The organism is Limosilactobacillus mucosae, from assembly GCF_046939755.1.
Lineage (GTDB): Bacteria > Bacillota > Bacilli > Lactobacillales > Lactobacillaceae > Limosilactobacillus > Limosilactobacillus mucosae_A.
In genome coordinates this window covers 1-12,140 of sequence record NZ_JBKZAY010000040.1, presented here as the reverse complement: position 1 = coordinate 12,140, position 12,140 = coordinate 1, and the positions used below count along the sequence as shown (strand labels likewise).

Here is a 12,140-nt window from a genome sequence, read left to right as displayed (position 1 = left end):
TTGGTGCCAAGCAAGGACAGCAGCTACCACTATGGCGACTCGTTTGACGTAACTGGAGACGCGCAAGTGATTGACGGCTACGTGCTGGTTAAGCAAGAAAACACGGCGGGCACGTTTGGCGAAGGTGATCAGACAGCCAAGTTTATTTACAAGCAGGTCGGCAAAATCATTCCGGTTGATGAAGCCGGCAACCCAATTCCAGGTGCCAATACGCCAAACTATCAAAATGATCCCGCCGATCCGACGGAGGTTGTGCCAAATGAGGCCGTGCCAACCGTACCAGGCTACACGCCAAGTACACCAAGTGTGACGCCGGAAGATCCAACGAAGGACACGCCGGTAACGTATACGCAAAACAAATACCAGTTGACTGAACAATTCGTGGATGAAGATGGCAACGAACTGGTGCCAAGCAAGGACAGCAGCTACCACTATGGCGACTCGTTTGACGTAACTGGAGACGCGCAAGTGATTGACGGCTACGTGCTGGTTAAGCAGGAAAACACAGCGGGGACGTTTGGCGAAGGTGATCAGACAGCCAAGTTCATTTACAAGCAGGTCGGCAAGATCATTCCAGTTGATGAAGCTGGCAACCCGATTCCAGGTGCGAATACGCCAAGTTATTCAAATGATCAAAATGATCCAGCAAATGTTGTGCCAAATGAGACCGTGCCAACCGTACCTGGTTACACGCCAATTATTTCAACCGTGACGCCAGCTGACCCAACGCAGGACACGCCGGTAACGTACATTAAGAATCCGACACCGATTGCGCCGGAAACACCGACTACATCTAATACGCCGGAACAGCCACAAACGCCAGCTGATCTGGCTGAGTCGTTAGTGACGCCGAATATTGACTATTCGATTGATTCAGCAACAGTTGAAAATAATGCTAAGGTTGTTTCAAGCCACGCCAAGGATAATGATGCCAAGCGACTGCCACAGACTGGCAATGCTCAACACGGATCAGTCCTAACGATAATTGGTTTAGCGCTTGCTGGGTTAGGCTTTGGCATTGGTAGAACCAAAAAGCGCAAATTATAGAGTTTCTTAGTTTTGTCGTCAGCTTGACCTACAGAATCACGATAAAAACGCATCATCCCATGCTTGGGGTGGTGCGTTTTAGTTAACGATTATTTACTATTAAAATGCTTTGCTGCCTGGATTGGGCAACCGGACATTTTTTGATCTAAGCTTGGTCGTATGAGATTGATCCGTGTGATGACGGGGTCCTTTGTTGATCATTCAGCCAATTAGCTAGATATTTCTGCAAGGCCTTAACATCAGCTTGATTGAGTGAAAAAGTCGCGTCATGCGGTTCATCGTTAAAGCCGTGATTGCTCAAAAGCAGGTTTAATCGGGGCTCGTCATTAGCAGGCTGCAGACTCAATTCATTGGCACAGCCGTCATCACGATCTTCACCTTGATAACAGAGATGCAGCCATTGATCATCGACATCGATCTTATGCAAAGGTATCTTCCTTTCTAAAAATAGGTTGGCGCATTATCTTTGAGGCTTGTGGCAATTGTTTTTTTGACTAGCGAAGCCGGCAGTGATCGTCAATGAAATTACCGCGATGCAGACTGGTCAGCATGTCACTGTCAACATAACGAGTTAGTGGACGATTGTCATTGAGATACTGATCATTCAAGGCTACCATCGCGAGCAGCTGACGTTCCAGTTTGGCCAGATTGATGATAAAGGGCTGCTCGTATTCGCGTTCACCAATGCCGCGGCTGGCCAGTAATTCTTTAAGATACCGCTGTTCAAGGCCAGTTAATGGACGCTTGGCCTTAAATTTAGCGAACTGATCAAGCTGCGACAGCGAGTAGAGACGATTTTTCATCCCAGGCGCGGGCACGGTTGCTTGTTCGGGGTTGGCCGCTACGAACATGGAATGAATGACTGGCTGGGCGTTCATTAAAATCTGGCGTGCGTTGGCATCCTCAAATAACAGGCGTGAGACCGCATGCTCGTGATTACTCAGCTGTTCGGCAGCATTTTTAATCTGTTCACAGTAGCCGTTGGGGTAGGCAATGATAAAATCGCCATTCCTGGTCAGCTGCAACGCCAGACCCTGATAGTTTTTAACCTCTGGAATCAAGATGCCGTTGCGGGTGATCAAAACGATATCAATTTGATTAACGGCAGTGATATTTTGTTTTTTGTAATAGTCAAAAGGCAGGTTGAGCGAGTCGAGTAGCTCTTCATGTGGGTAAAGCTCCTGTAGCAATTGATAAACGCGACGTTCACCAATATCCCCCTGCAAAAGCTGGGTGGCGCGCTCATGCAGCTGAATGATTCCTTTGAGCTCTTTAGAAAGCATGGCCAATTCACTTGGCGTACGATCCGCGCCATGGCTGTACCAAGAATAGGTTTTGGCCATTTCATAAGCCAAAAAGCGCAGACCAGGGAATGGATCTTGGAAAAAGGCGTTCTTCTGGGCATCAGAAAAGTTTTGACGGGCCTGGGTCGCGATTTCGTCATGATCTGCTACCATACTGAGATGCCGATCCCATTGCTGCAGCTGCTCTAAGTAGGCGGCGTTGCTGATCAGCTTGGTCGTGAGCAGGTTTGACCAATTAAGCGGTTGCGCCACCGTTGACCAATTAACCGAGCGCTTGAAGCTAAACCATGATTTAAGAGGTGAGCGTTTCAAAACGGTTTGCGGCTTGGATGCAGGATTAGCTTTACCGGCAGCCTTCAAAGCGCTTTTAGAATGCCCGCTGGTTTGATCTTGAAGTTTTGCCCCTGAATTACTCAGCATGTTGCTGTTGCCAAGATCCTGCTGCTTTTCAGAAGCTTGCTGGGCAGTACCTTGCTTGGATTCTGAAGGGCCAAGATCAACCCGAACCTCATTTTGCTCTGGATTCAAACTGAAGACATCGGGCTGTAACGAAATGTCTTGCTGTCCAGTAACGCTGTCGTCATTTGCAATCAAGGAAGTTTGCCTAGTAAAGCTGGCAGCGCCGTTTTCATGTGAAACAGCATCGCGAGAGTCCTGCTCTGGTGCTGAAACTGGCCGCAATTGATTATGCTCTGCTTTTTCATGACCATCCGGCATCGATTGAGCGATTGTTTCCGGTTCGTGATTAGGTGCGGAATCCGGTTGGCGAGCAGCTTTTTTACGCGGCGGATGTTTTCTGCTGATCCCAAGCCAGTCCTTGAAGATCAAAAGCAGGATGCCGCCAATCAGGATGCTGATAAGATAGCGCAACAAGAGACTGCCTCCTTTCGATTTTGAATACTGTCTTTATTTTATCATAACTAATAAAAGCATCCCCCTGATTGATCAAGCGGATGCTAAACAAAACTATTTATTCGGATCAGCAGTTTCTGGATGACGCTTTTGCCACCACCAATAGCCGAGATAACATATCAAAACGAACGGCAGCGTCCAATATAATGCGATTCGCTGCTGAGGATCAAACCAGATTAAAAGACACGACAAACCGCTTGAGATTAAGGCGAATAAAGGAACGAACGGATAGCCGGGCGTGCGGTACAAAAGCTCATCGACTTGATGTCCCTGCGCTAAGAATGCTTTTCTGAAATTCAGCTGTGCTAAAGCGATTGCCATCCAGACAAAAACGACGGCCAATCCAGAAATTGAAACAAGTACCAAGTAGACGGTATCAGCTGCGATTACGCTGGAAAGCAAGGCCAAGATGCCGCCCAGCATGCTAAATGCCAATGCTACCGTGGGGATGCTGCGCCGGTTGGTTTTAGCAAAAAATTTCGGCAGCATCCCTTCATTACTAAGTGACCACAGCATTCGTGTCGAAGCATAAAGACCGGAATTAGCCGCGGAAATAATAGCTGACAAGACGACAAAATTCATCAAGTCACCGGCAAACGGAATCCCCATCATCTTAAAGACATAGACGAATGGGCTTTGAGTAACGCCGGCTTTTTGGTATGGGATCAAGGCGGCCATGACGATCATGGAACCAATGAAAAAGATAATAAGACGCCAAAGGGTAGTATGGATGGCTTTTGGCAGTGTTTTTTCGGGTTGCTTGGCTTCACCGGCCGTTACCCCGATCAATTCAGTACCGGAAAAAGCGAAATTTACCGTCAGCATGGTCGTAAAGACGCCGCCAAATCCCGTTGGAAATAAGCCATCCTTAACGAAATTCTGCAATCCCGGGGCATGCGTATAACCCTTGAGTGGAATTACGCCAACAATTGCCAGCGATCCCAAGACGATAAAAGCAATGATTGCAAACACCTTGATCGCGGCCAGCCAAAATTCACTTTCCGCAAAAATACGGACGGAATAGACATTGCTTATCACAATGCCAATCATAAACAACAGGCTCCAGATCCAGACTGGCGTATGCGGAAACCAATTGCGCATGATCAGTCCAGCAGCGGTAAATTCAGAACCTAGCGCAATCGTCCAAGTCAGCCAATAAAGGATGGCGACGACAAAGCCGGTTGCAGGATTGATATAGCGCTTGGCATACACGTGAAACGAACCGGTATAAGGCATTGCTACTGAAAGTTCGCCCAGACAGAGCATGACGCTGTAGACGATCAATGCGCCAACAAAATAGGCCAGCACCGTTCCTAAAGGGCCTGCCTGATGAATCGTATAGCCAGAGCTCAAGAAAAGCCCGGTACCAATTACGCCGCCCAATGAGATCATTTGGATATGACGTGATTCCATTTTGCGTGCCAAGTGTTCAGTTTGTTTGGCAATTGCCATTTTTTCACTTCCCAAGCTAAAATAATTGTTAACAGCAACTAATTAGAATATCATTAAAAAATAATAACACAAAAGGGTGAAAGTAATGGTAAAAAGATCAATTTTCTCAAAGCCGTTGGTAATTGATGGCTCAATGAGTACCAGTTTGGAGCGGCTGGGCTGTGATACTAATAATGAATTGTGGACAGCCGCGGCTTTGCTTAACCAGCCCGAACTCGTTTATCAAGTACATAAGGAGTATTTTGAAGCAGGGGCGCGGTTGGCAATCACGGATACCTACCAAGCCAATCTTCCAGCACTTAAAAAAGCGGGACTGACTGAAAGACAAGCGCGGCAGGTTATTGAAAAAGCCGTTGAATTGGCTAAGCAGGCGCGGGATGATTACGAAGCCGAATCGAGAGTGCACGGATATGTGGCAGGCTCACTGGGACCGTACGGCGCTTATCTTGCCAATGGGAGCGAATATCGTGGCGATTACGAATTAACGGCGGCCGAGTATCAGGCATTTTACCGCCCCCGCTTGGAAGCAATCATCAATGCCGGCGTGGACTGCTTGGCATTGGAGACCCAGCCGAAGCTTAGCGAGGTTAAAGCGGTTTTGGATCTGCTAAAAAATGAGTATTCTGATCAAAGAGTTTATGTTTCCTTTACCTTAAAAGATGCCGAAACCATCAGTGAAGGCACTAAACTGACTGATGCTGCCAAAGTCGTTTCACGGTATGATCAGGTAATCGGCGTTGGCATCAACTGTATTCCGCCGCGGCTGGTAACACCGGCGATTCAAAAACTAAAAGAAGCTACGGTACTGCCGATAATTGCCTATCCAAATTCGGGAGCAAGCTATGATGCAGCGACTAAAACCTGGTCAGCTGCACCTGCTGAAGATGATTTTGGCAAACTGACGAAAGAGTGGCTGCTAGCTGGGGCCAGCGCGATTGGTGGCTGCTGTACGACTACGCCCGCGGATATCGCGAAGATTGCGGCAGTTTTAAATGAGAACTAATAAAAACAGCGTCATTGCGAGGGAAAAAGCCCAGGCATGACGCTGTTTTATGTTAGCCCAAAATACCTTGCGCTTAGCTATGGATAAATTGGCTTATTTAAGGCTAGGATAAATGTTCTTTAATTGATTGTTGACTAATTGAACTAAGCAGCCGTTTTATTTATTTTCGTGGTGATCTTCCCAGATCTTGCGCAGCATTGGGTACCGCAGATCGCCGGTTTGAGCAACTTGATAGTCAGCCGCGCTCAAAAGTTCTGCATCGCCAATACCAATTGAGATCAGGTGAGCCTGATTGATAGCAGCGATATTGGCTGGAGTGGTGGCCAGAGCAATGCATTCGTTTGGCGCTACCGATAGCTGTTGGGCAAAGGCAGAGTAGGGATCGCCTTCATTAGGGATGATTGCGGTAAAGTAATCGGCAATCTGCAGCTGCTTTAGAATGAGTTCGGCATGACCGCCATTATCAACGACCCCCATGTTGACGTAGTGATCGTCCAGGTTGATCAAAAGGCGTTCGATCCCAGGCATTACTGAAGATTCATCCAGCGAGTCCAACGCTTTTTGATACATCTGTTCTTGTTCAGAAAGCAAGGTGGCCCGTTCTGCTTCATCGGCCGTTTGGTGCAGCTGCTTCAAAACGATTGGCAAGGCAGCGGCAGAGCTGAGATTTTTGAGTTGTGGGGCCAGTTTGCCAGGTAATCCCAGCCCATACTCATACATTGCCAGTTCGCGCCAAGCGTCAAACTGCTGCTGATTTGTGTCGACGATTAGATTATTGACGTTAAAAATTGCACCCTTCATAAAAATATTCCTTTCAATAAATACGATAACTTTATTTTAACCCAAAGCTTGGAAAATGAAAACGCCGCCATAACATAAGGGGGATGCATTGCCTTAATTTAGCCAGCTGATCAAGAAACGTTTTAAAACCATTGAAAATAAAAATCGCACTATCGCGAGCGAGAAGCTTTGGTAGTGCGATGTTTTTATCAAAGCTGACAGCATTTTCGCTAAGCGAGATATCATTTCTATTTTCTCAAAAAAACAACGCCATGCCCAAGGTTTCGCTACCTCGACATGACGCGGTTTAATGACGATGCTTTAGATGTTATTTACCAGTAAGGGCAGGGTGAACGGCTTTTTCAACCGGTGAGGCAATCAAAAGCGCGATTACTGAGCCAACGATTCCCTGAATCAGGTTGGGGAAAATACCGGCTGCTCCAGTTGCCCAGGTATAAAGAATGGCATCCGAGAAGAAGTAACCGACTACCATCACGATCGTTCCCGCAGCTACACCGGCAACGCGGCCCCATTTGCCGCGAACGTATTTAAAGACTAAACCGGCAACGATACCTTCCAGACCATGTGAGATGAATGAAAATGGCGCGTATTGAGCAAAGCCGGAAATTAAATCCAGAAACATGGCACCAAAGCCACCGATAAAGCCGCCAGCCCATGGTCCCAACAGCATGGCACCGATAAAGATGCCGACATCGCAGAGATTGATGTTGCCATGCGTCCAAGGCAGCGGAATCAAGAAGAAACGACCAAAGATCAAAGTCAGCGCCGTCAAAAGCGCCGTGAATACCAAATGTCTAACCGTTGCAGATTTTTGCATTAAAATCACTCCTCTTATGCTTTACTTACATAGTGAATCAAATGATCGAGACGCAGACCAAATCGCCGCTCATTGTCAGGGAGGAAAACGGTCTGTTGGATTGCAATCTCCATGGCGTCCGTTGCGTTTTTAACTGCAATTTCCAGCGGCCAGCCTTGCAGCAGCCGACCATAAAGCAGTGCCGAGAAGATGTCGCCGGTACCATAGAAATGACCTGGCCGAATCTCATTGCCGCAAAACTCCAGTGGCTGAACCTGATACCGATCGTCTTCGCTTTGCAGATTTTGGCGCGCGTCAGAACTGTTCAAAAAGTTTAGACTCCCATCGTTGCTTTTTTGCCAATCCTGATGTGGGCACGCGGTTTGCTGATGAGACGAATCAAATCTATCTTGTTGATTCTGGCGCCAACAGCAGCCAATCTGCCCATTCGAATGAACACCGGTGACGATGATTTTGGCATTGATTCCCGCCGCCTTTAGCTGATCTATCCCCTGATTTAATGTCTCAGTAGTCGGTAGCGAATATGGCAGACCAGCCAAGAGACAAAGCTCAGTCCAGTTAGGTGTGATCAAATCAGCGTAACGGCATAGTTTTTTGATCGCCTCGACATAGTCTTGATCAAACCCAGGATATAGCTGGCCTTGATCACCCATAACCGGATCGACAATTTTTAAGCAGTCAGCCAGGTTTTGATGCTCAAGCCAGCTGCTCAATTGTTGGGCCAGGTCGCGTTGACCAAGATAGCCAATTAAAACGCCGCTTGGTTCAATGACCTGCGCCTGCCAATGTCTAAGCGAGGACTGAATCCATTGCTCGGTGTCCAAAACTACAGGTTGGCCGAATCCTTCCGTTTGACTGGATAAAATGGTCGCGGGCAGAGATGCGGTCGTAATACCCATTGCTTGCAGAACGCTTAGGGCACCAATCATTGAAATTTGACCCAACGCCGAAAAATCTTCAATCAACAGAGCGGGCTTGATCATATCAACAATCCTCTCTAATCATTTTTTAATTTGATGATCTTACTATACGGCGGCTAGCACTTACTGACAAGATGTAGCCAAACATTAGTCTGAATTGTATTGATACAATTACCAAACTGCCAATGACTGTAAAATCTGCTTGACGATTTAAATCAACCGCGGTAAAATTTATAGCTGTTGGTAATGTTGATTGCTAATTTAATTTCGGGAAATAGCTCAGCTTGGTAGAGCACCTGGTTTGGGACCAGGGGGTCGCAGGTTCGAATCCTGTTTTCCCGATTGGATTATGAATTCCTGCTCAAATTTGAGTGGGGATTTTTATTTATTTGAATTTTATTGATTATTAGAAATATCGCAGCAGTGAATGATACGCAAAAATTCTAAAAAGGATGTGACGGATCGTAGCTGATGATGATGCAGAATTAGTCGGTAAACAGCCCTGACAAACGTAATGATGTCTAATTATTCAAGAAAAACTGAATAATGACATATGATAAAAATATCATTACCTACTTTTTAAAAAAAATCATTGTATAGTAGGTAAAAAATAGTGTATATCGAGTTGGGCATCCCTAACATTACCTACTATTGGCCGAAAATCCCCAAATTGTAGGTAATTCACAAAGTCGGTCTGGCCCAATCACTCCCTAAATATGCAACATTACCTGCTATTCAGAAAAAAACTGCTGCAAGTAGGTAAAGTTAGACCGGTTGAATATACAGTTACCTACTTCTGGCGCAAAAATAGCGAATAGTAGGTAATTTCAAAGCCGTTAGCTGATTAATGCCTGTTTTGCTTCACAAGGTAAGCTTTTAATGATTGTCATGGTCCGGAAAAAATCAAAAATAGTGCTGGCAGCTTGAAACACTCGTAAAATTTCAAATTCAGTCAGCTTCCATCGCACTAATAACATTCATTAAATTTATGGCAAGGCATCTAACCGCACCAGCGATTATCGATGGATGAGGCGGATACAGTGGCATCTCTGAGCATAGCCATAGCTGTAGTTGAGAATGAGACTGGCTGCAGCCGTGTTTTCGTTAATGAAAGTTGCCTTTGAGTCGCTTACGGGCGGCTTTTTTTGTTGGCAATGGTTGCTGGCTTCAGTTAGACTAAAAGAGTGACTAATTAGAGTAAAGGAATGAAAATTTATGCAGGCCAATGATGTTCAATGGAATGCCCAATATGATGTAGTGGTCGTGGGTTTTGGCGGTGCTGGGGCTACAGCGGCCCGATTTGCGGCTGAGGCCGGAGCATACGTCCTATTGGTGGACACGGCACCGCTTGGAAGGGAGGGCGGCAATACCCGCTATGCATCACAGCACGTTGCAATGGGTAAAGGAATCGGTCAGCTGACCAAGTACTATCAGCAGCTCAACGATGACTTTATGGTGCCAGCCAAGCTGATGCAGACATATCTGCGCGGGCTGGTCAACATGCCGGAATATTTTGAAAAGTACCTGGGCGTTAAAGCCGTAAGCTGGAAAGACGATATCCGCCTAGGCGATCCAGTTGTTCCCAAGCATTCCCTGGCTGAATATCCGGAACTGGCCGACAGCGAGTCAGTTGATATTGCTCTGGTTCACCGGCGCGACAAGGATGCGGCGTTATGGAAAATACTGCGGCAAAACGTAATTGAGCGCGCGGACCGTATCGATGTTTGGCTCAACACTCGGGCCCGGCATTTGTATCAGGATGAACGAACTGGCGTGGTAAAGGGCGTTCAGCTGCGTCGACGCGGCAAGGATTATCAAATTGCCGTTAAAAATGGTCTGGTTTTGGCAACGGGCGGTTTTGAAAATAATCGAGAAATGATTCAAAACTATCTGCAAAAGCCAACGTTAATGCCAATGGGATCACTGTTCAATCGTGGTGATGGCATTAAAATGGCGCAGGAAGTTCGGGCAAAACTTTGGCACATGGGAAATTATGAAAGTTTTGGCACGCTGGCTGGGCTCACGTTTGCTGAAGAAGGTACGCAGCATCGGGGCCGGGTAATTCAAAGCTGGTCGCAGTTGAATCATGGCAGCATTTTTGTGATTGGCGATGATGGCACGCGCTTTTTTGCGGAAAATCAGCCCGCACGTCATGGTCATCTATATTCACATGGTCACTGGGTCTTACCGCATTATCAAAAACATCCTTATCTGGTATTTGATCAGGCACAGCATGAAGTCTTTGCTCAGCAGGAAAAAGACGAGCGGCGGCTGCCCTACCCGAAGTTTATGCAAAAGCTGCTCAGCGCGGATTCATTGCCAGAACTGGCCAAGCAGTTGCATGTACCAGCAATCAGTCTTACCCAGACGGTTACTGATTTTAACCATTTTAAAGAAATTGGCCGTGACTACCAGACTGGTCGTGATACGGATACCATGCGTAAGTTTGGGGCCGGACCATATTATGCAATCGAATTGGCCAGCAACGTCTTAAATACGCAGGGTGGTCCGCAGCATGACGAAAAAGCACAGGTCCTAAACGTTGATGACCAACCGATTCCGCATTTATACAGTGCTGGCGAGTTAGGCGGAATTGCGGCCAACTACTATCAAAGCGGGGGAAATTTGGCTGAATGTCTGATTTTTGGCAAGATTGCCGGCGAGAATGCTGCTAAACCTAAGCGGGATGCATTTAAAGTTGCGCGGCTGCATGATGCGATTACCGTTCATATTAATGATCTGCTGGATCTGTCGGCGCAGCATTATATGGTAGGACCGGATCAGTATCTGGGCGTTTCCGATGACGGCATGGGTGGCCGGATCGTCGTCCGCGTAACTTATCAAAATCAAAAGCTGCGTCAAGTTGAGGTTTTAGAGAACCACGAAAACGAAGAGATTGGTCAAGCGGCTTTTGACCAGCTTGAAAAAAACATGGTCAGCGCCAATACGGCAGCCGTTGACGCCATTTCAGGTGCGACGACGACTAGCCGCGCGCTGAGTAAAGCGGTTGCTGATGCACTGAGCAAAGTCAAGTAAAAGCAATAAAAAACCGTCACCGAATTTTGCGTTCGATGACGGTTTTTTAGTTGTCCGCAGGCTCATGGATGTAATGTGGATTAAATTTTTAATGATTAGAGTGAACAAGAGTCAGTCATAAGATGAGCCTGCTAAACAAGGATGATCTTGTGTGAAGCCATAAAATGGATTTAAAGGGATTGAGAGTCCAGCACTGGGGATTGGCGTGCCAGTGCCAGCGGCTTCACGATTTTGAGGAAAGACGAAGGATCGTCTTGAGATTAAATGAACATCTGATCGCTGGAGTTGGCGTACTCCAACGGCAGAAGGAAGGGTCGGTCAAACGTTAGCGGTTGGTCGATTGATTGACGGTGATGGTCATCAGGCAACTTGGCGTAGTTAAGAGATGGCCATCGTCGACTGCCACACGAACGGTTTCACGATAAAACAAGTTATGAAAGAAAAGTAGGATTGAAAACACTTTCCTTACGACCCATAAATATAATAGTATAACGGTTTACCCAGTGCAAGTCTTTTTTCGTAAATTTCTGAATAAAAAATCGAAAAAAGCTTTAAAAGTCTGGTTTAATAACGTTTTACCTGGTCTAAAAACTTGGCGAAAAGAACGTTCGGCAAGTTTGAATCGGCGTAAAATAAAGATAGCCAAACTAGAAAGGATGTGTTGTTAATGAAATGTCCGCACTGTAAGACTTCGCTCAAGACGCACGAAAAAATCTGTGCCAACTGTGGTCACACGATCAAGACAGCTCGCAAAAAACGGCGATGCAATCTAATTTTGACCAGTCTGCTTTTGCTACGCCTGCTGCTGACGCTTGGACTGGTCTTTAAGATGTTCAAGCAGCACCAGA

The 12,140-nt window shown here is 46.6% G+C and carries 10 protein-coding genes and 1 tRNA gene; 5 read left to right on the top strand and 6 right to left on the bottom strand.

Going from position 1 to position 12,140, the window contains the following annotated elements:
• A partial coding sequence (locus tag ACLUWI_RS09560; RefSeq protein ID WP_412147132.1) for a MucBP domain-containing protein occupies positions 1–1,047 on the top strand: 1,047 nt, incomplete at its 5' end.
• Between the two features lie 145 nt (positions 1,048–1,192).
• Here ACLUWI_RS09560 and ACLUWI_RS09555 read toward each other — a convergent pair.
• The 3 genes from ACLUWI_RS09555 to ACLUWI_RS09545 form a co-directional block, all read right to left on the bottom strand.
• Positions 1,193–1,474 carry a hypothetical protein gene (locus ACLUWI_RS09555; protein ID WP_412147131.1) on the bottom strand — a complete coding sequence of 94 codons (282 nt, stop codon included), beginning with the start codon at positions 1,472–1,474 and terminating at the stop codon, positions 1,193–1,195.
• A gap of 67 nt (positions 1,475–1,541) precedes the next feature.
• Complete coding sequence (locus ACLUWI_RS09550) at positions 1,542–3,224, bottom strand: nuclease-related domain-containing protein (RefSeq protein WP_412147130.1); 1,683 nt, start codon at positions 3,222–3,224, stop codon at positions 1,542–1,544.
• A 93-nt stretch (positions 3,225–3,317) separates the two neighbouring features.
• Positions 3,318–4,709 (bottom strand): amino acid permease, encoded by a 1,392-nt coding sequence (locus ACLUWI_RS09545; RefSeq protein WP_412147133.1) that lies wholly within the window; start codon positions 4,707–4,709, stop codon positions 3,318–3,320.
• Between the two features lie 91 nt (positions 4,710–4,800).
• On the opposite strand from ACLUWI_RS09545, the gene mmuM reads away from it, so the two are divergent.
• Positions 4,801–5,718: a homocysteine S-methyltransferase gene (gene mmuM / locus ACLUWI_RS09540; protein WP_412147129.1), complete on the top strand. Its 918-nt coding sequence runs from the start codon at positions 4,801–4,803 to the stop codon at positions 5,716–5,718.
• Positions 5,719–5,874: 156 nt separating this feature from the next.
• Here mmuM and ACLUWI_RS09535 read toward each other — a convergent pair whose 3' ends face one another.
• The 3 genes from ACLUWI_RS09535 to ACLUWI_RS09525 all read right to left on the bottom strand — a co-directional run bounded on the left by ACLUWI_RS09535 (position 5,875) and on the right by ACLUWI_RS09525 (position 8,319).
• On the bottom strand, positions 5,875–6,519 hold the full coding sequence (locus ACLUWI_RS09535; protein WP_412147128.1) for an HAD hydrolase-like protein: 645 nt from the start codon (positions 6,517–6,519) through the stop codon (positions 5,875–5,877).
• 307 nt (positions 6,520–6,826) lie between these two features.
• Entirely contained in the window at positions 6,827–7,336 is a 510-nt protein-coding gene (locus ACLUWI_RS09530; RefSeq protein WP_412147127.1) for an ECF transporter S component, read from the bottom strand.
• Between the two features lie 14 nt (positions 7,337–7,350).
• The gene (locus ACLUWI_RS09525) at positions 7,351–8,319 is read right to left on the bottom strand and encodes a bifunctional hydroxymethylpyrimidine kinase/phosphomethylpyrimidine kinase (RefSeq protein ID WP_412147126.1); all 969 of its coding nucleotides are present in this window, start codon (positions 8,317–8,319) and stop codon (positions 7,351–7,353) included.
• A 205-nt stretch (positions 8,320–8,524) separates the two neighbouring features.
• Here ACLUWI_RS09525 and ACLUWI_RS09520 point away from each other — a divergent pair.
• The 3 genes from ACLUWI_RS09520 to ACLUWI_RS09510 all read left to right on the top strand — a co-directional run.
• Positions 8,525–8,598 (top strand) — tRNA-Pro (locus tag ACLUWI_RS09520).
• Positions 8,599–9,471: 873 nt separating this feature from the next.
• On the top strand, positions 9,472–11,292 hold the full coding sequence (locus tag ACLUWI_RS09515; RefSeq protein ID WP_412147125.1) for an FAD-binding protein: 1,821 nt from the start codon (positions 9,472–9,474) through the stop codon (positions 11,290–11,292).
• A gap of 667 nt (positions 11,293–11,959) precedes the next feature.
• On the top strand, positions 11,960–12,140 hold a 181-nt coding region (locus tag ACLUWI_RS09510), incomplete at its 3' end, for a hypothetical protein (protein WP_412147124.1).